This is a genomic window from Marinococcus sp. LNSP9103-4 (assembly GCF_056034345.1).
In genome coordinates this window covers 203,863-229,995 of sequence record NZ_JBQLIA010000001.1, presented here as the reverse complement: position 1 = coordinate 229,995, position 26,133 = coordinate 203,863, and the positions used below count along the sequence as shown (strand labels likewise).

General features: G+C 46.8%; 32 protein-coding genes. 26 read left to right on the top strand and 6 right to left on the bottom strand.

What is annotated here, in order from left to right; genetic code table 11:
• The first annotated feature begins 13 nt into the window (after nucleotides 1-13).
• The 6 genes from ACTRXG_RS01200 to ACTRXG_RS01175 all read left to right on the top strand — a co-directional run bounded on the left by ACTRXG_RS01200 (nucleotide 14) and on the right by ACTRXG_RS01175 (nucleotide 2,600).
• A complete protein-coding gene (locus ACTRXG_RS01200; protein ID WP_474260947.1) occupies nucleotides 14-874 on the top strand; it encodes a GvpL/GvpF family gas vesicle protein in 861 nt (286 codons plus the stop codon).
• Nucleotides 855-1,088 carry a gas vesicle protein gene (locus ACTRXG_RS01195; RefSeq protein ID WP_319630721.1) on the top strand — a complete coding sequence of 78 codons (234 nt, stop codon included), beginning with the start codon at nucleotides 855-857 and terminating at the stop codon, nucleotides 1,086-1,088. The genes ACTRXG_RS01200 and ACTRXG_RS01195 overlap by 20 nt, the downstream gene beginning before the upstream one ends.
• A gap of 16 nt (nucleotides 1,089-1,104) precedes the next feature.
• On the top strand, nucleotides 1,105-1,410 hold the full coding sequence (locus tag ACTRXG_RS01190) for a gas vesicle protein K (protein WP_474260948.1): 306 nt from the start codon (nucleotides 1,105-1,107) through the stop codon (nucleotides 1,408-1,410).
• 73 nt (nucleotides 1,411-1,483) lie between these two features.
• Nucleotides 1,484-1,810, top strand: coding sequence for a gas vesicle protein (locus tag ACTRXG_RS01185; protein WP_474261139.1), 327 nt, complete (start codon nucleotides 1,484-1,486; stop codon nucleotides 1,808-1,810).
• An 11-nt stretch (nucleotides 1,811-1,821) separates the two neighbouring features.
• Nucleotides 1,822-2,049, top strand: coding sequence for a hypothetical protein (locus ACTRXG_RS01180; protein ID WP_298784765.1), 228 nt, complete (start codon nucleotides 1,822-1,824; stop codon nucleotides 2,047-2,049).
• Nucleotides 2,050-2,144: 95 nt separating this feature from the next.
• Entirely contained in the window at nucleotides 2,145-2,600 is a 456-nt protein-coding gene (locus ACTRXG_RS01175; RefSeq protein ID WP_462867864.1) for a YkvA family protein, read from the top strand.
• A 51-nt stretch (nucleotides 2,601-2,651) separates the two neighbouring features.
• Here ACTRXG_RS01175 and ACTRXG_RS01170 read toward each other — a convergent pair whose 3' ends face one another.
• Together ACTRXG_RS01170 and ACTRXG_RS01165 are read right to left on the bottom strand one after the other, a co-directional pair.
• Entirely contained in the window at nucleotides 2,652-3,200 is a 549-nt protein-coding gene (locus tag ACTRXG_RS01170) for a shikimate kinase (RefSeq protein ID WP_474283706.1), read from the bottom strand.
• 90 nt (nucleotides 3,201-3,290) lie between these two features.
• Nucleotides 3,291-4,316, bottom strand: coding sequence for a hypothetical protein (locus ACTRXG_RS01165; RefSeq protein ID WP_474283704.1), 1,026 nt, complete (start codon nucleotides 4,314-4,316; stop codon nucleotides 3,291-3,293).
• 456 nt (nucleotides 4,317-4,772) lie between these two features.
• Here ACTRXG_RS01165 and aroD point away from each other — a divergent pair, with 456 nt between their 5' ends.
• The 5 genes from aroD to ACTRXG_RS01140 all read left to right on the top strand — a co-directional run bounded on the left by aroD (nucleotide 4,773) and on the right by ACTRXG_RS01140 (nucleotide 7,657).
• Nucleotides 4,773-5,549: a type I 3-dehydroquinate dehydratase gene (gene aroD, locus ACTRXG_RS01160; RefSeq protein WP_474283702.1), complete on the top strand. Its 777-nt coding sequence runs from the start codon at nucleotides 4,773-4,775 to the stop codon at nucleotides 5,547-5,549.
• A gap of 159 nt (nucleotides 5,550-5,708) precedes the next feature.
• The gene (locus ACTRXG_RS01155) at nucleotides 5,709-6,053 is read left to right on the top strand and encodes a nuclear transport factor 2 family protein (protein ID WP_474283700.1); all 345 of its coding nucleotides are present in this window, start codon (nucleotides 5,709-5,711) and stop codon (nucleotides 6,051-6,053) included.
• Between the two features lie 61 nt (nucleotides 6,054-6,114).
• Nucleotides 6,115-6,729 carry a hypothetical protein gene (locus ACTRXG_RS01150; RefSeq protein WP_474283698.1) on the top strand — a complete coding sequence of 205 codons (615 nt, stop codon included), beginning with the start codon at nucleotides 6,115-6,117 and terminating at the stop codon, nucleotides 6,727-6,729.
• Between the two features lie 111 nt (nucleotides 6,730-6,840).
• Nucleotides 6,841-7,203, top strand: coding sequence for a hypothetical protein (locus ACTRXG_RS01145; RefSeq protein WP_474278255.1), 363 nt, complete (start codon nucleotides 6,841-6,843; stop codon nucleotides 7,201-7,203).
• A gap of 13 nt (nucleotides 7,204-7,216) precedes the next feature.
• Nucleotides 7,217-7,657: a PH domain-containing protein gene (locus tag ACTRXG_RS01140; protein ID WP_462867873.1), complete on the top strand. Its 441-nt coding sequence runs from the start codon at nucleotides 7,217-7,219 to the stop codon at nucleotides 7,655-7,657.
• Nucleotides 7,658-7,925: 268 nt separating this feature from the next.
• Here the strand turns inward: ACTRXG_RS01140 and ACTRXG_RS01135 are convergent, their stop codons facing one another.
• Nucleotides 7,926-8,195, bottom strand: a complete 270-nt coding sequence (locus ACTRXG_RS01135; protein ID WP_474260966.1) for a glutaredoxin family protein — start codon at nucleotides 8,193-8,195, stop codon at nucleotides 7,926-7,928.
• 209 nt (nucleotides 8,196-8,404) lie between these two features.
• On the opposite strand from ACTRXG_RS01135, the gene dinB reads away from it, so the two are divergent.
• Entirely contained in the window at nucleotides 8,405-9,523 is a 1,119-nt protein-coding gene (dinB, locus tag ACTRXG_RS01130; protein WP_474283696.1) for a DNA polymerase IV, read from the top strand.
• A 20-nt stretch (nucleotides 9,524-9,543) separates the two neighbouring features.
• On the opposite strand, the gene ACTRXG_RS01125 is transcribed toward dinB, so the two are convergent.
• Complete coding sequence (locus tag ACTRXG_RS01125; RefSeq protein WP_474283694.1) at nucleotides 9,544-10,179, bottom strand: YIP1 family protein; 636 nt, start codon at nucleotides 10,177-10,179, stop codon at nucleotides 9,544-9,546.
• A 91-nt stretch (nucleotides 10,180-10,270) separates the two neighbouring features.
• On the opposite strand from ACTRXG_RS01125, the gene ACTRXG_RS01120 reads away from it, so the two are divergent.
• From ACTRXG_RS01120 to ACTRXG_RS01110, 3 genes are all read left to right on the top strand, one after another.
• Nucleotides 10,271-10,861, top strand: coding sequence for an HD domain-containing protein (locus ACTRXG_RS01120; RefSeq protein WP_474283692.1), 591 nt, complete (start codon nucleotides 10,271-10,273; stop codon nucleotides 10,859-10,861).
• 82 nt (nucleotides 10,862-10,943) lie between these two features.
• Nucleotides 10,944-11,720 carry an alpha/beta fold hydrolase gene (locus ACTRXG_RS01115; RefSeq protein WP_474283690.1) on the top strand — a complete coding sequence of 259 codons (777 nt, stop codon included), beginning with the start codon at nucleotides 10,944-10,946 and terminating at the stop codon, nucleotides 11,718-11,720.
• A 272-nt stretch (nucleotides 11,721-11,992) separates the two neighbouring features.
• Entirely contained in the window at nucleotides 11,993-13,456 is a 1,464-nt protein-coding gene (locus ACTRXG_RS01110; protein WP_474283687.1) for a catalase, read from the top strand.
• A 235-nt stretch (nucleotides 13,457-13,691) separates the two neighbouring features.
• On the opposite strand, the gene ACTRXG_RS01105 is transcribed toward ACTRXG_RS01110, so the two are convergent.
• Nucleotides 13,692-14,552 (bottom strand): Cof-type HAD-IIB family hydrolase, encoded by an 861-nt coding sequence (locus ACTRXG_RS01105; RefSeq protein ID WP_474260972.1) that lies wholly within the window; start codon nucleotides 14,550-14,552, stop codon nucleotides 13,692-13,694.
• A gap of 265 nt (nucleotides 14,553-14,817) precedes the next feature.
• On the opposite strand from ACTRXG_RS01105, the gene ACTRXG_RS01100 reads away from it, so the two are divergent.
• The 6 genes from ACTRXG_RS01100 to ACTRXG_RS01075 all read left to right on the top strand — a co-directional run bounded on the left by ACTRXG_RS01100 (nucleotide 14,818) and on the right by ACTRXG_RS01075 (nucleotide 20,119).
• Nucleotides 14,818-15,279: a GNAT family N-acetyltransferase gene (locus ACTRXG_RS01100; RefSeq protein WP_474260973.1), complete on the top strand. Its 462-nt coding sequence runs from the start codon at nucleotides 14,818-14,820 to the stop codon at nucleotides 15,277-15,279.
• A gap of 19 nt (nucleotides 15,280-15,298) precedes the next feature.
• Nucleotides 15,299-17,008: an FAD-dependent oxidoreductase gene (locus tag ACTRXG_RS01095; protein ID WP_474283685.1), complete on the top strand. Its 1,710-nt coding sequence runs from the start codon at nucleotides 15,299-15,301 to the stop codon at nucleotides 17,006-17,008.
• Between the two features lie 157 nt (nucleotides 17,009-17,165).
• The gene (locus ACTRXG_RS01090) at nucleotides 17,166-18,092 is read left to right on the top strand and encodes an ABC transporter ATP-binding protein (RefSeq protein ID WP_474283683.1); all 927 of its coding nucleotides are present in this window, start codon (nucleotides 17,166-17,168) and stop codon (nucleotides 18,090-18,092) included.
• Nucleotides 18,089-19,048 (top strand): ABC transporter permease, encoded by a 960-nt coding sequence (locus tag ACTRXG_RS01085; protein ID WP_474283681.1) that lies wholly within the window; start codon nucleotides 18,089-18,091, stop codon nucleotides 19,046-19,048. Before ACTRXG_RS01090 ends, ACTRXG_RS01085 begins: the two co-directional genes overlap by 4 nt.
• A 72-nt stretch (nucleotides 19,049-19,120) precedes the next feature.
• Complete coding sequence (locus tag ACTRXG_RS01080) at nucleotides 19,121-19,567, top strand: DUF4064 domain-containing protein (RefSeq protein ID WP_474281216.1); 447 nt, start codon at nucleotides 19,121-19,123, stop codon at nucleotides 19,565-19,567.
• 51 nt (nucleotides 19,568-19,618) lie between these two features.
• Nucleotides 19,619-20,119 carry a metallophosphoesterase family protein gene (locus ACTRXG_RS01075; RefSeq protein ID WP_474283678.1) on the top strand — a complete coding sequence of 167 codons (501 nt, stop codon included), beginning with the start codon at nucleotides 19,619-19,621 and terminating at the stop codon, nucleotides 20,117-20,119.
• Here the strand turns inward: ACTRXG_RS01075 and ACTRXG_RS01070 are convergent.
• Nucleotides 20,116-21,444, bottom strand: a complete 1,329-nt coding sequence (locus tag ACTRXG_RS01070) for a dihydrolipoyl dehydrogenase family protein (RefSeq protein WP_474283676.1) — start codon at nucleotides 21,442-21,444, stop codon at nucleotides 20,116-20,118. The genes ACTRXG_RS01075 and ACTRXG_RS01070 overlap by 4 nt on opposite strands.
• Nucleotides 21,445-21,546: 102 nt before the next feature.
• Here ACTRXG_RS01070 and ACTRXG_RS01065 point away from each other — a divergent pair, with 102 nt between their 5' ends.
• The 5 genes from ACTRXG_RS01065 (at nucleotide 21,547) to ACTRXG_RS01045 (ending at nucleotide 26,105) form a co-directional block, all read left to right on the top strand.
• Complete coding sequence (locus tag ACTRXG_RS01065; RefSeq protein WP_474283674.1) at nucleotides 21,547-22,725, top strand: MFS transporter; 1,179 nt, start codon at nucleotides 21,547-21,549, stop codon at nucleotides 22,723-22,725.
• Nucleotides 22,726-22,981: 256 nt separating this feature from the next.
• Nucleotides 22,982-23,824, top strand: a complete 843-nt coding sequence (locus ACTRXG_RS01060) for an arylamine N-acetyltransferase (protein WP_474260981.1) — start codon at nucleotides 22,982-22,984, stop codon at nucleotides 23,822-23,824.
• Nucleotides 23,825-23,933: 109 nt separating this feature from the next.
• Nucleotides 23,934-24,482 (top strand): GNAT family N-acetyltransferase, encoded by a 549-nt coding sequence (locus tag ACTRXG_RS01055; protein ID WP_474260982.1) that lies wholly within the window; start codon nucleotides 23,934-23,936, stop codon nucleotides 24,480-24,482.
• A 136-nt stretch (nucleotides 24,483-24,618) separates the two neighbouring features.
• The gene (locus ACTRXG_RS01050; protein ID WP_474283672.1) at nucleotides 24,619-25,275 is read left to right on the top strand and encodes a futalosine hydrolase; all 657 of its coding nucleotides are present in this window, start codon (nucleotides 24,619-24,621) and stop codon (nucleotides 25,273-25,275) included.
• The gene (locus tag ACTRXG_RS01045) at nucleotides 25,272-26,105 is read left to right on the top strand and encodes a 1,4-dihydroxy-6-naphthoate synthase (protein WP_474283670.1); all 834 of its coding nucleotides are present in this window, start codon (nucleotides 25,272-25,274) and stop codon (nucleotides 26,103-26,105) included. The genes ACTRXG_RS01050 and ACTRXG_RS01045 overlap by 4 nt, the downstream gene beginning before the upstream one ends.
• Nucleotides 26,106-26,133 lie beyond the last annotated feature (28 nt).

Sequence of the window (26,133 nt, the reverse complement as noted above, 5' to 3'; positions counted from 1 at the left end):
GAGTGAACCGGCAGTGCAGACAAACTCGGGCGCTCCGGCTCTTTTGTATTTGTATGCCTTGATTCCCACCAGCGAATATGAGGAAGATCCTATGGAGCCGATGGAAGGTATGGAGCCGGACAATAATATCAGCTTTATTGAACATGGCAGTATCACTGCAGTAGTTACTCATGTTCCGGAAGAAGAATTTTCCCAGGAACAACTGCAGAAGAATGTAGAAAAAATGGAATGGCTGCAGGCTAAAGCCTTTCACCATCATGAAACGATGAACCAGCTGCATGATCGCTATACCACGATCCCGTTAAAATTCGGCACGATTTTCGAGCAGGAAGCAAATCTTGCGGAAATGATTGAAAAATACCAGGAGAGCGTAACGGCTCAGCTTTCTTATTTGGAAGGCAAAGAAGAATGGAACGTCAAAACTTACGCTGATCAGCAATTGTTCACTGAAGCCGTCGTGCAGAACAGCGAGGAAATTCAGGCGAAAGAAGCAGAGCTTGAAGCGATGCCGGCTGGCCGGCGCTTTTTTGAGAAAAAGAAAATGGACCAGTTCATTGAAGCGCAGGCAGACGAGCAGATTGAGAAGCACTGCCAATCGTTTCATGATGAGTTAGCTGCCTGGAGCGAAGGCACAGAAATAAAAAAGAATTGGGAAAAGCGTGTCACAGACCGGGAAAAAGAAATGGCTTGGAACGCCGTATACCTGATCCACTCGAAAGACCGGGAGGCGTTTATTCAATTAATTGAACAACGCCAGGCAAAAGAAGAAGCAGAAGAGACCGGAATGGATTTAGAGTGTACAGGCCCGTGGCCGGCATTTCATTTCTCAGGCCTGACAGACAGGAGGGAGCAAAATGCCCCAGGACACTCTTAAAAACCGGGAAGTTTCCCTGCTCGATGTCTTGGACTCCGTACTAGATAAAGGGGTCGTACTCCAGGGCGATGTAACGATATCCATTGCAGGGATAGATCTTGTTTATTTGGATTTACGCGTACTGATCGCTTCTGTCGAAACCCTGCGACAGTCGGAATTGAAGACGCAGAAAGAATTTGTTTCTAATTCTTCAGAACCTTCCCAAGTCGAATAAAGGAGGCCGAACACAGATGGAAAATAGTAACCCGCAAGTAACACAAGCCCAGCAGCCGACCGGACGCATATCACTGGATCCCGACAAAGCAGAAGAAGGGCTCACCCAGCTGGTGATGACGGTGGTGGAGCTGCTGCGTGAGCTGGTGGAACGCCAGGCAATGCGCAGAGTTGAAGGCGGAGATTTAACAGAGGAACAAGTCGAGCAGCTTGGTGTAGCGCTCATGCAGCTGGAAGATAAAATGGAAGAAATGAAGGAAATCTTTGGCCTTACAGCAGAAGATCTGAACATTGATCTTGGACCTTTAGGGAACTTACTGTAAGCTTCAAAATAGGCTTGAAAGAAGGGAATATATTATGGCTGAACAACCTGTACAACGATCAGCACCCGATCACATGGAGAGACCGTCCGGCGGCCTTGTTGACATTCTGGAGACGGTATTGGATAAAGGTGTCGTCATTGCTGGAGACATTAAAGTAAATATTGCGGATGTGGAACTGCTGACCATTAAAATCCGCCTGGTCGTTGCCTCGGTAGATAAAGCAAAAGAAATGGGCATCGACTGGTGGGAAACAGACCCGCATTATTCGTCCAAGGCAAAAGGGCTCGAAGAAGAAAATCAGCGGCTGCTTGAACGGGTGGAACAGCTTGAAGAAAAGCAGCAGACTGAAAGCGAAGAGCAGCAGGCTACAGCACAGAATAAAAACAAAGCCGAAAAGTGAGGTGAACGCACGTGATTTTCCGTGACCTGTCTAAAGACATCGGCCAGCTGGTACGGGACCTGCAGAATCAGGACAAGTCGCAGGTTCAGCGTACAGAAGAGCGCACGTTTGGAAAAGACGAAAACGCACCGAAGCTTCGGATGGAATATAACATGAAAGCAAGAACACTTCCGTCGAAGGAAGAAATGGAAGAATACCGAAAAGAAATCAAGCAGCGGGACAGGGATCGTCTGGAATAACAGATCCTGTCCTGCGTGAAAGCTTTTCCGGGGGCGTCTGTTTTTCTCCGGAGAAGCAGTACATAGCTGTATTAATTAATAAAGGAGCTGGGCACATGGCAAAAGATAAAAAGCGGCGGAGCTTTTTAAAGAAGAAAAACATTGACGAATCAACGTTGAAGGACCGATTAAAGCGCCTGAATCCGCGGGCGAAAAAATATGCGAAAGACCCAAAAGAAACGGAAAAACTGCTACGGCAGGCAAGAGAAAAAGCGGACGAAAATCAGAGTCCGCTGAAAAACGTGTGGCAGGAGCTGCAGCTAATGCTTGAAATGCTTCGTGCCTGGTGGAAAAAAGAGTACCAGCATGCGCCCTACAAATCGATTGTAGCCATCATTGCAGGACTGATCTATTTCGTTTCTCCCATCGATTTGATTCCGGACTTTCTCCCAGGCGGTCTGATTGATGACGCAGCGGTTATTTCGTTTGTGTTCAAGCAGGTACAAAAAGACCTCGATGACTTTAAAGAGTGGAAGCTGCAGCGTGATAATACGATTGATGCAGATGAATAATAATCAAAAAAGCTCCACCCGGCAGTTTGAGCCTGGTTGGAGCTTTGCTTTTTATTCGTATAATTTCCAGGCCGTTTTTAGTGAATTAGTAATATAATCAGCTACTTCTTCTGGAGAATCTTTATCGATGGTAACTTTGGAATGGTGGCTGGCGTATGCTGTCTGCCTGCTGTAAAACAACTCTTCGATATCTTCGAGCGAACGCCCGTGAAGAACAGGACGGTCTGCCATAAGCAGATGTATTCGTTCCTTCCAGGCTTCCCATGGCATGTCCAGGTAAAAAACGGTGCAGTTGTTTAAGCATACGTCCCGGATCTCCTCCTGCATGAAAGCTCCCCCACCGAGAGAAATAACCTTAAGGCTTTGATTGGCGTACTTTTTCACAAGCTCTTTCTCTTTCTGCCTAAACGCAGGCTCCCCGATCAATTTAAACACCTCTGGTACAGGCAATTGAAATTCTTTTTCAATTTGTTCATCGATATCAATAAAGGATCTGTATAGGTTCTGAGCGACAAGTCTGCCGACAGTGGTTTTGCCAACTCCCATAAAGCCTATGAATACTATGCTTTTTTCTCGTAAAGATTTTTCTTTTATTGTCATATGTCTGCACTCTTTCGTTAATAAAATGAGGTAGTCAGCGAAATGTACCGTGATTATAATATAGTTTTCAGCAAAAGTAAAAAACCGGTGCTACATAACAAGCTGCAGAATATAGGCGAAGCTCATCGTAAACAGCATATATCCAATGACAAATGGCAGATTCCACAAACCGAGCCGGTACGGATTGATATTCAGGTGGTAACCTACAATTGAAACAGATATATTAAACGGGCTGAACATGACAGGGCTTAAGCTGCAGACAATTAAAACAAGGGCCAGTGGTATTGCCTGAAGATCCGCAAGCGAAGGTGCAATGATTTCTGCAAGCAGAATAACAGACACCAGCGGGTGAAAACCGATAATACTGGAAACAAGAAAATAAGCACCGATCAGCAGGTAAAAAATAAAAATCTGCTGATGTATGGAGGTGAACAGCTGCTGGAGGACATCAAATAACGAAGTTTCTGCAAGCATTTGGACGAATAAACCGGCGCTTAGAAACATGAAAAAGAAATTAGCCATACCTTTAGTTCTTGTTTTCCATTGATTAAAAACAAATAATGCATATCTGCGCAGACGTTTAATAAAAGCCGCCCATAAAAAGGATACAGGGGCAATAAACAAAACGAGAGTGAATAAGTAATCAAAGCCCGACCACTGATTGACAAAGCTTACACAGGTTACAAGCAGCAATAAGAGAGCAATTAACTGTTTGATCTTTCTGCTTGCGGCATCTGAATGGTGAGTTTGGGTGCCTGCAGGCTGCAGACGCAGTTTCGGGTACTTGAAAGAGGCAGTCAGAATGTCAAATAAAATTACTATAATAATGATTGTAATAATGAACGGGAAAACATAAATGTAATTCTGCCCGGTTACATTTAAAGCTGTAATGACCATAATTTCGAGCGGGCTCCAGGCAAGGCACAGAGCATAAGCTCTGAGTAAATTCTGTGTATAAAACTTCGTCTTTATCTTTTGTGGAACCGAGCTGAAAGTCCGGTCCAGAGTGCGCATCAGAACAGCGAACGTGGCGATGTTTAAAAACACCCCGAGCACGTGGCATACAAAAAAACTTCTTCTGTACAACTGGGTGATGGTGTCCGCGCCCTGTTCCATGAATTTTCGAAGTCCGTAGTCGTACTTGCCCACCCGGATGAGTGAATTGAGAAAGGGGAGCATAAAAAAGAACGAGAGAATGCTGAGCATTGTCTGAAATGACGTAAAGTAATCCTGCCAGGATGCGCCCGTCTGGAAAAATAAAAATGTTCCGATCGTGTAGAAGGCAATGCCTGAATAAAAGAACAGCCCTTTTGCAAAAAAAAGGGAAATGAATATAACAACATTTGCGAGGATACCTATAAATAAAGAAAAATATGGTAATTGTAAAAATTGTGAAAGTACGTAGAAGAGGATTAATAAAGAATATATGTATAAACGCAACTGCTGTTCCCCCAATTTCCGGTTGATGGCATGCAAGAGTATGATAGCATATTAGTTACATACAGAGAGTCAATCTGTACATTTAACAGTACTGGGGAAAACTTAATACTAATCATTTGAGCGGAGGACCATATGACAAGTCACAGATATCAAACACTTCAGATAGGAAATAAATCGTACAGTAATTCGCAGCCAATGGTCTGTGTCCCTCTAACAGAGACCACGGCAGGAGCATTAGAGGCAGAACTGAAAGCGATAAACGTTGCTCAGGCAGACGCTATTGAATGGCGGGCGGATCACTTTAAAGACCTAAAAGATAAAAAAGCTGTAAATCAGGTGCTGCAGATGCTCAAGCAGCAAGCTCCGGAATGCGTGCTTTTATTTACTATTCGTTCTGCTCAGGAGGGTGGAGCTGATCGGGAATTAACTGATAAAGAAACGGTGGAAATCATTTCTGGGGCAGTACGTTCAGGAAGTACAGATATAGTGGATGTAGAGGGAAGAATGAGCAGCGGACTTATAGCTGCCGTTCGTCAAATAACCCGTGAGCATGGAGTGAAATTATTACTATCCCATCACGATTTTTCAAAAACGCCTGCCTCCCTGGAAATGAATCGTTGGGGCGAGGCGGCGGAAAGACATGAGGCAGACATTGTAAAAATAGCAGTTATGCCAAATCATAAATCAGATGTATTGGATCTTTTAAGAATGCTTGTTGAATGGAGTGACAGACTGAATATCTGTACAGCTGCTATGTCTATGGGGTCTGAGGGGCTGGCTTCCCGTCTGGTTGGTCATTCATTTGGTTCTATGATGGTATTTGCTTCCGGAAAAAAAAGTTCTGCACCTGGGCAAATTCCACTTGAGGAAGCCCGCCTGGTGATTGATATTGTCAACAAATATTCGTAAGCTCCGTCTGTATTGTCAGCTTATGCAAGCCGCGGATAAAAATAATCGTTATGAATCAGCAATAAAAGTTGAAAAACCTGTGGAAAAACCCGTATCATTTGATGTAGATACGGGTTTTTACGTATGGTCAGGTCGCATACATAAAAAGGGTGAAGACTGATGGAAGACATACGCCAGCTCGAGGAAGACCTGCTAAAGCCAAGTATCCGGCGGTCGGCTGTAGAAGTGAGCCGGCTGCTGGCAGAGGATTTCCAGGAAATCGGAGCATCCGGCCGGATTTTTACCCGGGAAGATGTGATTTGTGGTTTAGAGGAGGAGCGCCCCGTCCATAGAACGGTGGCTGACTATAAAACAAAACCGCTTTCGGAGCATTTGTACCTGGCAACCTATACCGTAACGAGCGAGCTGGGGACTTCGCTGCGCAGCTCCATATGGCGGAAGACGGCCTCCAGCTGGGAGCTTGTTTTCCATCAGGGGACGCCCAAAAAATCAAACCAGCCATAGAAGCAGAACACAATTGCTATTTTCGGCACGAGTGCAGTCAGCCTGCAGAAGGGCAGTAGAGGTGAACAATGTGGAACTATTCCATTACCATTTTTGGACAACAGAGGTAGAAGAAACAGAAGCTTTTTACAGCAGTCATGGATTTGAAGTAGTAGGGCGCTTTGCCCTGGAAGATTATCGTATTAAACGGTATGATCCGCCGGTTGGGTGGGATGACTTCCGTCATAAAGGGTTAACGTTCCGGATGATAGAAATGAGTCTCGGCCAGGTGAGGGTCACCTTTGGCGCAGGAAGAATGGATACGTTCGGCTACTTTGGCTATCGTGTAAATGGGGAAGAACATGCCGGTATTCTTCGGCGTGCAAAGGAACATGGATGGGGGATCAACAAAAAAGAAAGAAGAACCTTTCTACAGCCGCCGACCGGTCCGAAGATTCAGCTTGATTGGGCGGAAGAGCTTCCTATTGGAGGAAAAGAGAAGGTGCAGTCTGTCCTCATTACCAGTCCCGAGCCTTATGATTCACACGACTGGCTGACCGTTCTGGGTTCAGAAGCGCTAGTGCCTGCCTGGGAGGAAAAGCGTGCCTTCGAACTTGAAAAAGTAGTTATTCAGGGAGCGGAAGAGACAGAGACTGTGCAGGATCCAAACGGTGTCTATCTGGAATTCCGTCCTTAATGGAAGGAAGAACAGCATGATGAAATATGTAATAGGGATGGTTCTGGGGTTTGCGTTGTTTACAGTAAAGCCGAGAACGGCAAAAAGCAGGGAATAGGGAGCGAATACATCTTGGAGTCGTCATTTCGTCAATTAATTATTGTTATTTTAGCTATACTATCGGCTGTGCGTCTGGTCTTCTTTTTTGTGCTGGATCAGCCTCTTATCGATGCCATGATGCCGCTTGCGTTCATGGTGTACTGGATGCTCATTTTATCAATAGCGGACAGCAGACAGCTGTGGAGTGCAAAACGCGAACTAATCACCATACTGGTGGCAACAGCGCCGGTATTGATTGTTTCATTTATCGGGGTCGTAATGGAAGCTCACGAAATCTTTCTTCCGCTGTTTACGAATTCGATGCTTTTAATGGTTCTTATGCCTATTGTTTATAAGTACGGGCTGAAACCAAACGATTCTGATAAAAAAAACTAGAGGAGACCGGATAATGGTGTTTCGAGCGAAAGGAAGCAGACTGCTGTCCGTATTTGCGGTCATAGCCATTGTGCTGCTGGGATATTCTGTTTTTCAGGCGCTGTTTATGTATAACGGAGGGCCGGGGACTATTCTGAGGGCTGTGATTGATGCGGTCATTATCATTTTAGTAACTCAGATTGTATTTTTCACAAAATATGAATTAAACGAAGAGCATCTGGCAGTCCACGCCTCTCTGTTGATCCGGCTGCGTATTCCTTATGACTCTATTCAACGGGTGGAAGAGGCACCCGGGTGGATTAAGGGGGCAACCCCGGAAAGACTGAAGGTGATTTACCAGGAGGGAAATCGTCATCAGCATATTGCACCGAAAGATGAAGCATTGTTTCTGGAGAAACTGGCTGCGAAAAACAAAAATATTGAAATGCCAAAAGAAGGACGGTTCACGCGGTGAACGGTCCTTCTTCATAATTTGTCGTAAAATTTACGAAGGAAATAGAACCCAATAGAAGCTAAAACCATTCCGGCAATAATTATCGTTACGATAAAAAGCACTGTAGGCACGAATCTTCCTCCCTTCGCTGCAAATTCCTGCTGTTATAGGTATTTACCCCGGGAGGCATAACCGCAAGCATCTTTATTTGAACAGCGGGGCCTAAAGGATCTTGTTCAATAAATATAAAAAAGCACTGGCTTAAAACCAGTGCTGAATGCCGTTAGCATTAATTGCTTTGGCCGGATATTCCGACGGTAGTAACAAGCGTTTTTATTTTTTTCAGATTTGGACCGACGACCTGATATCTTTTGTCGTCCGTAACAATAATAGTAATGGGAACGAATTTTTCGTTTAATGCACCGAACTCCTGGTTCGCCTGTGGGTCATTGACGATATCTTTTTCAATAAAAGAAATACGGTTTTCCTGAAACCAGCCTTTTACTTTAGCACAGGAGGAGCAGTTTGGCTGGGTAAAAATCTGAACTTCATAATTCATATATATTCCTCCAATCGGGTGTGGGTGTACCGCGGCGCCTTTGTATTTATACGATTATGATAGTATACCAAAGTGCCGGAGAACGCAATGGAGAGGACAGAGGGCCAGGCCGTAGAATACTATTGAATAAGAACGTACGTTTGTGAAAAGAGGTATTGTCCGCTATAATAGAAGGAACAGAAAACTGCGCGTATAAGGGGGCGTAGGAAATGAAGCAGGAGGAACAAAAGCTCCGGAAGATTATTCATATTGATATGGACGCTTTTTTTGCAGCCATTGAACAGCGCGACCAGCCCCATTTGCGGAACAAGCCTCTAGTAGTCGGAGGTTCTCCCTGGTCAAGAGGTGTCGTGGCTACATGCTCCTACGAAGCGAGGCCGTACGGTATTCATTCCGCTATGTCTTCCTACGAAGCCTACCGAAGGTGCCCGGAAGCTATTTTTATTAAAGGGAACATGGAGAAATACAGGGAGGTTTCGCGTGAAATTATGGCCATCTTTCATGACTGCACAGATTTGGTGGAGCCTCTTTCCCTGGATGAGGCTTATCTCGATGTGACAGAAAACCACTGGAACCTCCCGTCCGCTACGCTCGCAGCTAAAGAGATACGGAAAAGAATTTATCAAAAGACCGGTCTCACTGCCTCTGCCGGTGTTTCATATAATAAATTTCTTGCAAAGACGGCTTCGGATTATGATAAGCCGGACGGCCTGACAGTTATTACTCCGGACCGGGCGGATGCTTTTGTGAAGGCTCTTTCCATTGGTGATTTTCGCGGAGTGGGAAAGGTGACCAAACGGAAATTTGATTCACTCGGCATTGAAACCGGGGAAGACCTGCAGCAGCTGAGTGAAGCAAGGCTCGTGGAATTGTTTCATAAGCAGGGCCATGTTTTTTACCGTCAGGCCCGGGGGATCGACGAACGTCCGGTGAATCCGGAAAGGGAGCGGAAATCGCTCGGAAAAGAGACGACGCTTTCACAGGACCTTCTGCTTGTGCAGGATATGCTTCCAGTCATTGAAGAGCTGCTTGATCAGGTGCTGGCCAGGCTGAAAAAAGACGGCATAAGAGCCAAATGTATTGTGCTGAAAATAAAATTTGCTGATTTTCAGCAGATAACCCGCCGGTCCACCCTCGAGCACCCGAGCAATGATCGTGCGGAGCTCCTCGAGGCTCTGCGTCTTTTACTCGAGGAAGGGGTCTCCGGTGGAGATCCTGTCCGGCTTCTGGGAGTTACAGCTTCGGAATTTTACGGTCCGGGAGAAGTAACGGGAGGTCGTGGCAAGGTTTACAAAACAGTTAATTACGAACAGCTGCGTCTATTTTAAAACGCAGCTGTTTCAGTTGATTAACTGGAGAAGACGCCGAAGAAGAAAATAGCTATCAAAGCTAAAAGCAGAACTATAATAAAAATGAGAAGCGTCAGTAACAGGGCAAACACTACAAATGCCCCGAACGCTTTACCGCCGGAGAAGCCGGCAGCGGCGGAAATTAAATTCACCTGGGTGACAATAGTCCAAATAGAAGCAGCGGCTGTGAGAACCCCGGCGATGGCTGTAAGCATCGCAGCCGTGTCATCATTGCCCGCAAGTTGTCCGATGTATAGTAAACAAATGAGGGGGAAAATGATAGCCTGCGGAAAAAGGGAGAGTCCGTAAATGGTCCGGGATTCCCGGGCGTTCATACTGCCCTGGAATATCAAAATAACGAGCTTTAGGATCAGTCCATTCAAGTAAAAAGTGACAATTTGAAATATAAGGAACGCGGCGATAATACCGGTTGCTGCCAGAAACGTAAAAAAAGCGGAATCCGTTTCAAGCGGTGCCGTTTCTCGGGTGTTTTGTGCAAAGGCCTGAGACATTCCGGCAATGATAACGATCCAAAGGGCGGTGGAGTGAAGCTTTGGATGATCGCTTAATTGCCGGTACGTTTTTCGAGGTGCAGTAAGCAAAGCTGACAGCTGCCTGGGATTCATAATGATCATTCCCCGCTTTCCTTAATGTATCTTTTTTCCATCTAATGTTAGTGTACAATAGTTTGAAGAAAGAAAACAGGTTGTATAAGGAGGTTGGGCCGTGAATGCCAGGCTATTTTCTATTTTAGAAACACTGGAACTGTTTGACGAAATGAAATCCATTCAGCGTGCTTCATTAAAGAAGGATGGCGACCGGGAGAACGACGCAGAGCACAGCTGGCATTTATGCATGTATGCCCTGCTTTTGTACCGGGAGGTTGATCCGGATATGGACATTGCGAAAGTAGTGGAGATGCTGTTGATACACGACCTGGTGGAAATATATGCCGGCGATACGTTTGCGTATAACGAAGAGGGTAAAAAAGATCAGGAAGAAAGGGAATGGCAGGCAGCGGAAAAGATAAAAAGCAGGCTTCCGGCTGAGCTCGGGCGTTGGTACATGGAAAGATGGCGTGAATTTGAAAAGGAAAAGAGTACCGAGGCAGACTTTGCCCGTTCGCTTGACCGGATGCAGGCTATGGGACAGAATATTTTTACCAACGGAGCTTCCTGGAGAAAAAACGGTGTCCGGCCGCAGGACGTGGAGAACCGGGCACAGACATGGAAAAACAGCAGCCCTGCTGCAGAAGAAATTTTTGCTCATTGGTGGCACGAAGCGTTAAATGAGGGGTATTTCACAAGCGAGGATTGACTAGAGCAACGTTCAAACTAACACCCCGGAAATATCTTATGGTACAATTTTCCCAATGTGATATTTAGAAGGGATGGAAGAGATGTCGACGATGAGCAGTGCGGACAAAGTCACTTTGTATTATAAAGAAGCGGGCCAGGGATATCCTGTTATTTTTCTGCACGGACTGACTGGAGATCACACGATGTTTGAACGTGAAATGGATCAGTTGAAAGATCAATTTCGCGTTATAGCACTTGATATGAGAGGGCACGGCAGGTCGGATAAGCCTGAAGCATATACATTGGAAGATCATATACAGGACGTACTGCACATGATGGATGAGCTCAGTATTGAGTCAGCTCACCTGATCGGTGTTTCAATGGGGAGCTATATAGCTCAGGGTGTAGCTGTTGAAGCTCCAAAAAAAGTGGCGAAACTTGTGTTAACAGCACCGAAAGCACATGGAAAAACGTCTTCCACGGCGCGCTTGTTTGCTGAGCATGAAGCCGAGCTGAGCGGTCTTTCCCACCGTGAAAAACTAAATAAAGCCTCGATGTATATCTATCATGATATTGGCAAGGTACAGGATTGGTCAAAGCAGATCGAAGACCGTGCTGTCGAGCTGAATGCCGAAGAAGAGCAGGCAGCGTCTGATGCTTTAAAGGGGTTTGACTTCCGGGACCAGCTTCCTTTTGTAGAAGCGGACTCACTTGTGATCAGCGGAAAATACGACGGCCTGAATCCGCCGGAATACGGGAGGGAAATAGCTGATCTGATTCCTTCGTGCCGGTTTGTGGAATATGAACATTCGGGTCACGGCATAAACGTTGAAGAGCATGAACGATTCGTAGAAGAAGTCAGAGAATTTTTGAAATAAAGCCGATAAAAAGAGCAAGAGCACGTTTACTAAACGAATCGGCGTACTCTTTTACTCAGAACGCCGGAGAGCCGCTGTGATTTTCAATTGAAGAGGCAGATATTCAATTGAGTCGATAGGAATAATGATTTTTGAAGGTTTTAAGCTGTTTTTAAGGTGTGAAAGGTTTGGAAAGCTATTTCCCAGATTAAAATTGTTATAAAATAATATTGATTTTTATGTGGGGTATGTTATCATATGGAATATGAAAATAATTAAGAGGTGATGAAAGCATGGCTGATCGTAAAAATGTACAAACAACCGGTTCAGGTGCTCCAGTAGGAGATAACCAGAACTCGTTGACAGCAGGCACCAGAGGTCCCACTCTTATTCAGGACGTACACCTTTTAGAAAAACTTGCTCACTTTAACCGCGAGCGCATTCCTGAGCGTGTCGTTCACGCAAAAGGCGGCGGTGCTCATGGTGTATTTGAAGTGACAAACGATGAAATTTCTAAATATACCAAAGCTGATTTCTTAAGCGAAAAAGGCAAAGAAACACCAATGTTCATCCGCTTTTCCACAGTGGCGGGCGAATCCGGTTCAGCGGACACAGTACGTGACCCGCGCGGTTTCTCCGTGAAATTCTATACAGAAGAAGGCAACTACGATCTCGTAGGTAACAATACGCCAATCTTCTTTATTCGTGACGCTATTAAATTCCCGGATTTCATCCACACACAAAAACGTGACCCGCAGACGCACCTGAAAGACCCGGATATGGCATTTGACTTCTGGTCCCTTTCTCCAGAGTCGCTGCACCAGATCACGTATCTGCACGGTGACCGTGGCATTCCGGCAACGTGGCGCCACATGAATGGCTACGGCAGTCACACGTTTAAGTGGGTTAACGACCAGGGAGAAGCATTCTGGGTAAAATACCACTTTATTAGTGATCAGGGCGTTAAAAACCTTGACGAGCCAACAGCAAATCAAATAGCTGGGGAAAACCCGGACTATCATACGGAAGATCTGTTTAATGCTATCGAAGAAGGAGACTATCCTTCCTGGACACTGTATGTACAGATCATGCCTTACGAAGAAGCACTTACGTACAAATGGGATCCGTTTGATGTCACTAAAATCTGGTCGAAGGAAGACTATCCACGTATTGAAGTCGGCCGTATGACATTAAACAAAAACCCTGAAAACTACTTCGCAGAAGTAGAGCAGGCTGCGTTTTCACCGGGACACTTTGTACCCGGCATCGAGGCTTCTCCGGACAAAATGCTGCAGGGACGTCTGTTCTCTTACTCTGACGCCCACCGTTACCGCGTAGGCGCCAACCATGAACAGATTCCGGTTAACAAACCAGTAAGCGGGACAAACAACTATCAGCGCGACGGCTTTATGCGTACAGACGACAACGGCGGCGGTTCGAAAAACTATGAACCGAACAGCTACGGTGGTCCTACTGAAGACGCGGCAGCAGAAATCAGCCCGTTTGATGTAGAAGGCAAGGTTGCAAGCACACCTTACCCTGATGACGATCACTACACGCAGGCAGGCGACCTTTACCGCTTGATGAGCGAGGACGAAAAGCAGCGCCTCGTTGATGCGTTTGTGGGCCATATGAAACCAGTCCGTAAGGATGAAATTATTAAACGTCAATTGGAAATCTTCTACAAAGCGGATCCGGATTACGGACGCCGTATTGCTGAAGGACTCGGCTATAAAGTACCACAAGAAGAAGCGTAAGCAGTACCACCGTTTGCGCAATCACCAATTTTAATTTTATGCATCATCCACTCACAACTTGCACCCGTGCCTTTTTAGGCACGGGATTTTTTTATGAAAAAAGCCGGGATCCAAAGAAATTCTTCGGAACCCGGCTTATGCAGTGAAGTTTCAGCGCCTCTGTTTATATTTTGAAAAGAAAGACGAAAATGTTTCAGCACGTGGTATGATAAAGACAGATGAAAAAATGCATCGTTTAAGAATTCAGCATGTATGTAATAGCTTCCGCAACGCCGTGCTCGTCGTTTGTGCCAACAATATGGTCGCTAATGGTTTTGACTTCATCCACAGCGTTTCCGATAGCGACGGCATAGCCGGCTGTTTTTAGCATACTGATATCATTGTAATTGTCTCCGATGGCGGCAGTATCTTTTAACGGTACAGCAAGCTCTGTAGCAAGTCTTTCAAGCGCAAGCCCCTTCGAAGCTCCCGTATGTTCAACCTCAAAATTATGATCACCTGAAGTAACGAGGGTTAAATCTTCCCGGTTTTTAAAGTGGTCAATGCCTGTCTGGCGCTTTTCTTCGATGAAAGAGACCGCCAAAATATTGTACAGGGAAACGTTCATATCATGCAGATCGAGATAGCTTTCAATAAAAGAAAATCCAGTTTGGCTGTACTGCCGTTCCGCTGCCTTCTGCATGGAAGCTGTATCTGCATGAGGATTGGCGCTTTTAATACGGTCCTGCTCGATTTGAAGCAGCTCCCGGCTGTTGTGGGGAGTGTAGATTGCTTTTTCTGTAAACGCTTCATAATAGAATTCGTGCTGATGCAGCCATGAAAGTACTTCCATCCCTGTCTCCTTTGGAAGTGGCACAGAGATATACAACTCACGGGCGGGAGAATGAACAGCAGCCCCGTTCGCAGAAATCACCCACGGGTGAAGAGAAGTGTTTTTAAGTATATTCCATACGTCAAAGTGGGCTCTGCCTGTAGCAATAACGATATCAAGGCCATTTCCGGCCGCTGTTTCAAGTGTTTGTATCGTTTTGTCATCTAATTGGTTTTCGCTGTTTAAAAGAGTGCCGTCCAAGTCAATTGCGACCATTGAAAACATGTTGTGTCCTCCCATTACTAGACGAGGTTAAAAGCATAAACCTTTTATACTTTAACATAAAATATCGTGAACAACGAAATTACGCGCAAAAATTTGTATAATAATGGTAACATGATTATACAGCTTCGTTCGGAAGATGTGTAAAAATCCTGGATTGCTCATGTCCGGAGGATCTTTTTAATGGCCGTAGAAGGATATGGAAAAGTAAGACAAGAAGGTATCAAAGGAAAAAGAATGCGCAGGATATTGAATAGGGGGCGTGGTTATGTACATTAAAAGAACAGAAGACCCGGTGCTGCTCAGCCAGTTAAATCAGTCACTGCACGAATGGCACGTAAACCTTCATCCTGAACTTTTCTTCCCTTATGATCAGCCGTCGGCTCAATCATATTTTGAAAAAAAGCTCGCTGACGACTGCCACATGTTTTTTATCGCTGTCGAAGACGAAGAGCCGCTGGGGTACGTCTGGCTTGAGCTTCGTAAAGAAAAAGGCAGCGATTTTAAACGACCTTCTCACTACGGCTATATTTACCAGATTGTAGTGAAGGATCAACACCAGGGCCAGGGCGTTGGAGCTTTTTTAATGAAAGAGGCGGAATATGCTGCGCGGGACTACGGGGCAGATAGGCTTGAGCTGGACTATTTGGCACAGAATTATATAGCAGAAGCCTTCTATAAAAAAATCGGATATGAACCAAAACGGGTTACAGTGCATAAAGAGCTTTAAGAGGATGGGGGCTGGAGAGATGGTTACGAGTCATACGAATATTATTATCGCCGGTACAAGCATCGAAGGACTTGTGCTGGCACGGGCTTTGGAACGCTATGATGTAAATGTCCGGCTGCTTGAAGCTAAAAAGTCCCCTGCCCACGAACCAAAAGCACTGCTTCTATATGCGCGGACGCTGGAAATGCTAGAAAGCATTAAACTGACGAAGCCATTGCTGGAGATAGGCATACCCTATCATTCACTGGAATTCAATTACGAAGGAAAAAAGATTTTTACTCCCTCCTTCGATTTTTTGAAAGAAGAATCTTTGTATCCATATGTATTGTCGCTCGCTAACTGTGATGTACAGCGTGTCCTGCAGCGTGCGTTAGTGAAAACATCTGTGGAATGGGGCACGCGCATTACGCAGCTGAAGCAGAATGGTTTAAAAACAGAAGCGTTAATCGAAAAAAATAATATGGAGGAGCGGATAATTGCTGATTATGTCGTCGGGGCCGACGGGATTGAAAGTGTTGTCAGAGAGCTTGCTTCCATTAAATGCAAAATGGAGGGCGGCTCTGAATTAATAATGGCAGATATTAATACAGAGCAGCGGATGACAAATAATGCTCCGTCCATGATGTTTAATAAAAAAGGAATTATGTTTGCCGCAGACCTTCCCGGTCACCAGGCAAGAATCATGATGATCGACCGCGACAATCCAGACACCCGCCTTAAAAATACGGAAGCTTCTCTGCGGGGGCTCTATCAAAAAATCACTGGCCGCCCGTTGTCAATGCAAAAGGCGGTGACGGTGCAGTCGAAGCAGGCTGTGTTTCATCAGGCAAAAGAGTTTCGGGCAGGGGACGTGTTTTTAGTCGGTGAAGCGGCACATGCTCATCACCCGATGACAAGCCAGAGTGTGAATCTAGGCATCCAAGACAGCATTAATTTAAGCTGGAAGCTTGGAATGGTATGTGCAAGGGCCTGCCCGGAAACACTACTTAAGTCATATGAGACTGAACGGCTTCCAGTCGCAAGAAAAGTTAACCGGACGACGGATTGGACGGTTCGAAGCCTGACTGTGCAAAAGCCGATTGCTGTGCAGGCAAGAAACCGAACGCTGAAAATGGTGGAGATGATTGAACAGCTCCCGGAGGCCTTTATCCGCCGACTGTCGCATTTGTCTGTGAGATACCGGGCGTCGGCACCGCCGTTGAAGGAAGAGCTCAGGCGTGAAGGCGTACTGCATCCAGGAGACAGGGTGCCTGATGCAGCATTAACGGATTTTGAGAACCGTAAAACCAGGTTATATGAGCATTTGCAGGAAGGAAAATTTTTATTTGTGATGCGCACAAGCGGAAGCCAGATTGATAAGGAATATGCGTTTATTAAGAGGTGGATTCGTAAGTCCGCGCCGTATTTTGGCAGCATGGTACAGCCTGCGTTAGTCGCGCCGACACCGACGATGGGGCAGCCTGATGATATTTTATGCTGGAGTGAAAGGCATTTAAGCAGGGAATTCAGGCAATTAATTGGGCCGGGTGAATCTATGCTCGTACGGCCGGATGGTTATCTGCTTTTTCACAGCGATGCTGCAGGATGGAGCAGCTGGAAGGATGCAGTTGAGCTGTTTCTTGCAGCGGGGGCTGAATGGGACCTCGAGGAGCAGGAAGCGCGGAAATGGTATCAAAATTTCAAGCTGATCAGCCGCAGATGGAAAAAACAGCTGACATTCAGTAAATAAGAAAGCTTCCCGTAAAGCCGGTACCGTATACAGCGGACGCCGGCTTTTTGAAACGCCAGGACATGTATTACGTAAAAACGAAAGAAAACATTGACATCCACATTCCAAAAATAGGAAAATGAACGGGTTGAATGCCTATAAGTAAGGAGAGGAAACCATGTCATCGATTTTAGAAGTGAATGATGTACATAAGCGTATTCACGGTAAACAGATCATTCAAGATCTGAAATTCTCTGTCGAGCCGGGAGAGGTTTTTGGCTTTCTTGGACCGAACGGCGCGGGAAAAACGACGACGATCCGTATGATGGTCGGACTAGCCCCTATTTCGTCCGGAGATATTCTTATCGACGGGTACAGCATCCAAAAATCATACGCGAAGGCGATTAAACAGGTTGGAGCCATCGTGGAAAACCCGGAAATGTACAATCATCTAACAGCGGAAAAGAACCTGGTCCATTTTGCCAGGATGAATGGCAAGGTGGATCACGAACGCATTGACGAACTGCTCGGACTTGTAAAGCTGGAGCATGTGAAAAAGAAAAAAGTGCGGACGTTTTCGTTAGGAATGAAGCAGCGGCTCGGTATCGCCCAGGCGCTTTTGCACCGGCCGAAGCTGCTGATTCTGGATGAGCCCACTAACGGCCTGGACCCGGAAGGGATTCGGATGGTTCGGGCTTACCTGCGCCGGCTTGCCGAGGAGGAAGGGCTTGCTGTGCTTGTTTCGAGCCATTTGCTCTCAGAAATGGAGCTGATGTGCGACCGTTTCGCAATTATCCAGGACGGTAAGCTGATTAACATTGAAGATCAGCGCGTCTCAGAAGAAGAAGGCCGCCAGCTTCCGTACCAGATTGATGTAGGTCCGCAGAAGCTGGAGGCTGCCATGCAGGTGGTGAAAGAAGCTTATGCGGATCTGAAAATAGAAGAAGCAGACCAGCGGCTGACGATCTACATAGAAAAAGAGAATGTCCCTGCCCTGCTGCGCTATGTCATAGAAGCCGGATTTGACCTTTACGAAGCAAAAGAAGACAAACAAACGCTCGAAGACCGGTTTCTTCAAGCAACGTCGAAGGAGGGCTCCTCATGATCCGCCTGATTCAAAACGAATGGATGAAGCTGTTCTGGCGTATCAGTACATGGGTGATGACGGCGATTCTGCTGCTCGGAGTGGTAGGTGTTCTTATTTATTCCCTCACTAATCAGCCTTCAGCGGAAGAGCTACCGTCTGAAGAGCAGTGGAAAGCTCAGCTGGAGCAACGGATTGAAGAAGATCAGCAGGCGCTCGAGGACAGCGGGGCTGCAGCGGAGTTCTACGAGCAGAGAATTGCAGAAAACGAATACCGTATTCAAAATGACCTGCCGCCGCAGAGCGCGACAGGGGAAAGCGTCTGGTCGTTCATGAGCACGAACTCAGGGCTGCTCGATCTGCTGAGTATTTTTGTTATTATTGTAGCAGCTACGATCATTTCCTCTGAGTTTAAAAGCGGGACTATTAAGCTGCTGCTGGTCCGCCCGCCGTCCAGGATTAAGATACTAACGTCCAAATACCTCACAGTGATCCTTTATGCTATTGCAATGCTCGCTCTGCTTTTCGGGGCCTCATTCATCCTGGGAGCTCTTTTCTTTGGATTTGGTGAGCCTTCCACACAGTTAATCTACACGGGCGGAGAGGTCGAACAACGGCCGCAGGTGCTTGCCCTTGCGATCGATTACCTGACCGGCTCAGTGAATTTTGTCATGCTTGCGACTCTGGCTTTTGCTATTTCAGCCATTTTCCGGAGTGAAGCGATGGCGATTGCCATCAGTGTTCTGTTATACGTAGTGGGCGCCGGTGTAACAAGTACTCTGGCTATTGCCTACGACTGGCCGAAGTACCTGCTGTTTGCAAACACGAACCTGAATCAGTACTTTACAAGTGGTGGACCGCCGGTGGAGAGCATGACGCTTGGTTTTTCCATTGTCGTCCTGATTGTGTACTGGCTGATTTTTATGGGTTTTGCGGTGTGGATGTTCAAAAAAAGAGAAATCAGCGTAACCGGTTAACGAAGGTTGTTTGAATCCCGGCATAGACAGGGAACGAGATAACTGAAAGTAAATGAAGAGGAGTGTGCGCCTATGGTGAAACGTACGGCAGAAAAAGTGCTTGGAATTATTGCGGCTGTTTTAAGCGGCCTCGGCATCGTTTTAGGAATTATTTTTCTATTTGTGGACGTCTCGGCGATAGAGGAAGCAAATCAGATGATTCAGGAGGAAGGAACAGGAGAGACGCTGAATGCTCAGGAGGTGGCTGCGCAGGCTACGAATCTGGGAATCAGTCTGATTATCTTTTCAGCGGTCGCAACAATCCTGGCGGTGATAGGCGTCTTTCTGTTGAAGCGCAATAAACGCTCTGTCGCTTCCGGCATTTTGTTTTTCCTTGCGGCAATTGCGGGCTTTATAGCAGTCAGCTTGTTTGCAATTGTTCATTTTATCCTGCTCGTGGTGGCAGGCATTATGGCAATTGTGCGCAAGCCGGATACGCCAGCCGATAATTCCACAGAGGCACAGGAATATCCGGAATAACAGAGACGGGGCTCCGAGAAACTCGGAGCTCTTTTTTATGAGGAGGATTGGATGAGAATACTGGTGATTGCCGATACCCATATGCCGAAAAAGGCAAAAAAGTGGCCGGAGGAGCTTTATAAGGAATTTGCAGAGGCTGATTATATTATTCATGCCGGAGACTGGCAGGACCCGGGCGCGTGGGAAGATTTAAGACAGTATGCTCCGCTTACGGGAGTATATGGAAATGTGGACGGAGACGATATGAAAGATGTCGTGAATGAAAAGGAGGAAGTCGTGCTTGAAGGGTGGCGTATAGGTATCGTGCACGGGCACGGCGAAAAAGGGACAACTGAAAAAAGGGCCGGAGAAGCGTTTGCCCCCGGCCAAAAGGATATTATTATTTTCGGTCATTCTCATATTCCTTACCTGCGGTATGCTGGAAAAACATTGATGTTTAACCCGGGGTCACCGACAGATAAGCGTAAAGCGGCGATGTTCTCATACGGGCTGCTCGACCTCCGTCATGACCATTTTGAAGCCCGGCATGTATTTTTTCCCAGGAAAAGCTAAACGAAATACTGAAGATCCGAAGCATTGGTCGGGTAAGCAAACATCGTCCGGGATAAAGAGCTCGCCGGGATTTCGTGCTGGATGACAAGCGTCATATAGTTAATGAACGAGGCAGCATCGCTGTTTAATGCGTGGGCACCAACAACGGTATCTTTTTCTTTATCAATAATTAATTTTACAAAAGCTGTTTTTTCATTTTTATGCTTGTACGTAAACCACGAGCTGACGTCTTCAATAACTGTAGAAAGTCCGCGGGCGGAGGCAGCATCGCCTGTCAGACCTACCGCTGTTAAACCGGGCACGGTGAATGCTGCAGAAGCGATCGGTCCGTATTGAATGGGCGTACTGTTGTTTTCGAGCAGGTTGGTGGATGCGCAGCCTGCCTCAAAGCCAGCTAATGGAGTTAACGGGCTGCCGGCTGTATCGGCGCAGTCGCCGGCAGCATAAATATTTTCATTGGTCGTGCTCTGCAGATATTCATTTACAGTCACACCCTGCTTTTTATTATAGGCAGCGTCTGCTTTTTCCAGATCCAGCGTTTGTACGTTCGGTGTACGGCCACTGCCATGAACGATAATATCGCCATAAAAGGTGTATTCTGTATTCGTATAAACCTGATAGCCTTGACTCTCGGGACGTATTTCGTCTGCTTCGGTATGCAGGTGTACATGCACACCGATCGATTCGGAGTAGTCAATGAGCTTTTGGACAAGCTCAGTATCAAATCCTTTCAATGCACGATCTCCGCGCTGTAGAATATGAACATCGGCTCCCGCCCGTTTGGCAAGGTGGGCAAATTCAAAGGAAATATAACCGCCCCCGATAAAAACAATGCTTGATGGCAGCTGATCGAGTTCGAGAAAATCATCGCTGCTGAGCATATGTTCAGATCCTTTAATCGGAAGAGTGGCAGGGCTTGCGCCGGTGGCGAGCACGAATTTTTTACTCTTAATATGGCGGCCATCTACTTCTATCGTTTCCTGGTCGATAAAACGGGTGCGTCCGTGCAGGGTGTCGATGCCGCTGTCTTTTAAGCTTTGTTCGATAGTTTCCGGCACGCCCTGGACGAACGTGCGCTTGAAATTCATTAAATCTTCCCAGTGGATGGATAAATTGCCTTCAAGACCAAGGCCTTGCAGGCGCTGGGCCTGGTCGAGAACCTCTGAAGCATGGATGAGCACCTTCTTCGGGTCGCATCCACGCAGGGCGCAGGTGCCGCCGTAGGGACGTTCATCCACTATTGCTGTATTCCATCCGGCTCCGTTTAAGTTTCCTGCAGCGGTCATGCCCGCCGAACCGCTCCCGATTACGATCGCGTCATACATAGTATTTACCTCCTTTAATTTCTTCGTTTCTATTCCTTTTGCCGGAAGAAATGAAACGAAATTCCAAAATGGAAAAATCTCACTTGAAAGAAGGAAAAGCATATGCAGTACGAAACAAGTGAATTCCGCTCCGAACGATTGACGACCGGGCTTTTGTTCTGGTCAGGGCTGATTGTGATGTCGAGTTTGTACATGACAATACCGCTGATACCAACTTTTTCGGAAGCATTTCGCATTTCTGCCGGGGAAGCTGCCTGGGCAGGGAGTGTTTTTTCCATCTTTTTTGCAGCTGGCTGCCTGCTGTACGGACCGTTATCGGAACGGGCGGGGAGAAAACGTACGATCGTAACGGGTCTGCTTGTGCTCGCTGTTGTCACCCTGCTGATCGGTTGGGTGCCGACCTTTTCTGCTCTGCTCATCGGCCGGGCTCTCCAGGGACTCGCGGCGGCTTCATTTTCTCCAGTGGCTCTCGCTTACATTGGAGATATGTTTGCACCGGCTAAGAGAGGTTCGGTTATCGGGTTTATCAGCGCCGGCTTTTTAATTGCCGGAATTTTCGGGCAGACGTGGAGCAGTGCCGCCATTCAGGCGGCCAGCTGGCACTGGGCCTTTTTGCTGCTCGGTGTTGTGTATGTGCTCACCTTTATTTTAATGTGGCGTCTGCTTCCGGTAGATCCGTCAAAAGGAAAAACTGGCAGTAAGCTGTCTTTTTTTTCGCAGCTGCAGGCGGCGGCCAGAAATAAGAGCCTGCTGCTCTGCTTTATCGTCACTTTTTCTGTGCTGATGGTTTTTGTGGGGATGTATTCTTCACTCGGGCAGTACCTGCAGGGCGCATTCCAACTAAGCCAGGGTGACATTTTGTATGTCCGGGCCGCGGGGCTGCTAGGCATCAGTGTTGCTTTTTTCACAGGGAAATGGAGCAGGCATGTCGGCAGTCCGTTTATCCTTCGCGCCGGTCTCGGTATCGGAGCGCTCTCGCTTTTGCTGATGCTCGTGACCGACAGCTTATGGCTGCTTGTAACATGGAGCGTGCTGTTTACGGTCGGAGCTGGTTTAATCGTTCCTGCGATTATTGCGCTCATCAACCAGGTGGGTGCTGAAGTGAGAGGGGTGGCAACGTCGCTGTATACATTTATTTTATTTATCGGTGCCAGTATCGGGCCGGTGCTCAGCACCGCAGTAAGCCAGGCTATGTCTGTCGAATGGGCCTTCGGTGTTCTCGCTTTGATTTACACTGCCAGTTTTGTAACAGCTTTAGGAATACGTGTGCCAAAGCAGTAAAGAAGTCGTTAAACGGCTTCTTTTTCATTTTATGTGAATTTATTTAACATATTTTTTCTTCTGAATAGGTTTTATCGAAAAAATACGTAGGAATAACATAAACAAGAAAGGGTAATGATAGAAAATATAACAAAGTAATTTCTATATCGCCCTCTAATTACTCGAAATTTTCAGAAAATAATGATATGATAAAAATCCAAGCAGGAACACAATAAAAGATATATTTAGATAATCCAGATAAATAGGAGTGGTGAACATGGTTAAAAGCAGTACGAAGCGCTATTTGAAATCCCTACGTTTGACGGTGGAAGAACCTTCTTTTTCTTATCTGGCCAAAATTATGAACGCTCACTTGTTTACTTTTCCATTTGAAAATGCGAGCAAACTAATATACCACCGGGAAAATTCCTGGAAAAATTACACGCCGGACACGCAGAGCTTTGTCGATAATTTCGAAAAATACAAGTTCGGCGGAACGTGTTTTACCGTTAATCAGAAGGTGGCGGCTATACTTCAGGATTTAGGCTTTGATGCTTACAACATTAACATGGGTCCGGAACACATTGCGACTGTTGTCAGGCTGCAGGGCGAGCGTATTCTCGTGGACTGTGCCGTTTCGGCACCGATTTTTTCACCGGTGCGCCTGGAGAGGTCCGACCGGAATATTTATATGTATCATGATGAAAAAATTGTCATCAGTCCGGTGGATAAAGAAAACCAGTTGTATGAATTTAAACGATATATAAAAGGGACGCTGACAAAAGATCAGTGGGTATTTAACGCTGACCAGCCGAGAAGCCAGAAATATCTTAACGATATGGTAGAGCATTCCCACCGGGAAGACGCTATGTTTATGTCGCTGTTGAGACTGCAGATGTGGCAGCCAACGCGAAACATTACGCTGAAAAATAACCGGATGCGCATTTATCATCCAGACGGAACTACGGAAAAAAGAGATCTGCAGTCGATTGAAGAAATCGAAGAAGTGGTTCAGCATGAATTCGGACTCGGAAAGCTGCCTGTGCGAAAAGCGATCGAATATCTCGAAGCTAAAGGGATAGACGTATTCGCCTCCTTAAATAAAGAAGAAGCATCTTAAGTGAAACCGGCGCTGTCTGCGCCGGTTTTTTTGTTTGAAGACGGTTGCGGGCGGTTATCTGTATCGCATATGATAGACAGACAATATTAACATAGGGCAGGTGTCTGGATTGAATAACGCGATTGCTGAGGTGAAACTGGTACCCTTTAAGCGGGAGCATTATGACAGGTTAATCGAGTGGGTGCCGTCGGCCGATTTTTTAAAGCAGTGGAGCGGAGAAGCTTTTACATACCCGCTGAATGCAGAGCAGCTCGATGATTACCGCAGACAGCAGGAGGGAGATAATCCTAAACGGCTTGTCTATACTGCCCTGCATCAAACGACAGGTGTCCCCGTCGGTCACATATCGCTTGGGGCCATTAACTACCACGATCGTTCCGGGCGGATAGGCAAGGTGCTCGTGGGAGAGGAAACGATGCGCGGTGTGGGTCTCGGGCAGTGGATGGTCCGGGAGGTGTGCCGGATCGCTTTTGACGAATTGCAGCTGCACCGGGTGGCGCTCGGAGTTTTTGATTTTAACGCTTCCGCTTTGCGCTGCTATGAGCGTGCCGGCTTTCAGCGCGAGGGGGTAAAACGGGATCTTCGTCTTGTAGGAAACACCTATTGGTCTCTTGTGGAGATGAGCATGCTCGAAGAGGAGTGGGAGAAGCTGCGTTAATTCCCCTGCCGGTGGTTACTGCATTTCTGGAAATTTTGCGGTAAAAGGTTCATAATAAAATGACAGGAGCCATCTGCGCTCGTGTCTTTTTTATAGGCGGGCAGCAGAAGCTTGATTACGGCTTGGAGGGAAGCGCATGGAGAAAAAACCATCTGTACTGGTAATGGTTTCTGTAGAGGCAGAAAAAGAAGCCCTGCAGGCAGCAGTGGAGGCAGAAGACGCCTGGGAGGTGCAGGTAGGCGGTGTCGGAGCAGCACAGATGAGTGTCCGGACATCGCTGCTGCTTGCTGAACAAGACTATGATCTAGTTATAAACGCCGGTATTGCGGGTGCATTTCCGGATAAAGCCTGGCTGGGTGATATTGTGGCAGCCAGCGAAATCGTCGCCGCGGATATGGGGGCAGAAACAGAGGAAGGATTTGCTCCGCTGGAAAAGCTTGGGCTGGGGCCGACACGTTTTCCGGCAGAAAAAAAATACACGCCTGAGTTAGTCCGGCGTCTTGCGGAACAGGGGATTTCAGCTGTTGAAGCCCCGGTGCTTTCTGTGTCAACCGTAACCGGTACACAGGCAACGGTGAATCAGCGGGCGTTTTTATATGAAGATGCTGTGGCAGAAGCAATGGAAGGCTACGGCGTGGCAGTGGCCGCCAGCTATTTCGGAATTCCGGTAATGGAATTACGCGCCATATCAAATGAAGTCGGGCCAAGAGACAGGGACGCCTGGAACATACCGGGAGCACTGGATTCTCTGCGATCGGCTGTAATTATATTGCAGGAGGTTACATCATCATGAAAATAGCTTTTTCCCCGTGTCCGAACGACACGTTCGTGTTCCATGCCTGGACGCATGGATTGTTAAAAGATACAGAAGCTCCGGAGGTCACATTTGCAGACATTGATATCACTAACCATTGGGCTGCAAACAAAGAAGGGCCGGAAGTGATGAAAATTTCCTACGCGGCTCTGCCGTGGGTGCTTGAAGATTATGCTCTTCTTCCGAGCGGTGGTGCCCTTGGGTACGGATGCGGCCCGTTAGTATTAACAAAAGGTGAAAAAACGCCCGAGCATTTAATCGGAAAAACGGTAGCGGTTCCGAGTGAACGGTCCACAGCTTATCTGCTGTTTCGTTTATGGGCATCCAAAGTGATTCCTGAAGGTGTTGGAGAAATTAAAGTGATGCCCTTCGATGATATTATGCCGGCAGTCCGGGACGGCGAAATAGATGCCGGCCTTGTCATTCATGAAGCCAGATTCACTTACCATAATTATGGCCTGTCGCTTGTAGAGGATATGGGCAGCTGGTGGGAAAGGGACACGGGATTCCCAATTCCGCTTGGAGCGATCATTGCCCGCCGCCATTTAGATACGCAGGAGCTTGCAGATAATGCCCGGCGCTCTGTGGAATACGCCTGGGAGCATCCGGAGGCATCAAGTGATTTTGTCATGGAAAACGCTCAGGAGATGTCACCGGAGGTGGCTCAGTCCCACATCGAGCTGTATGTTAACGAATTCACCCGCAAGCTTGGTGAGGACGGATACGCTGCTGTGGAAACCCTGCTCGGACGGGCGATGGAAGAAGAATTAATCCCTTCCTTTGATCTGAAAAAAATCAGGCTGTATTAAACAGAAAGTTCCTAGAGTCTTTTGAGCG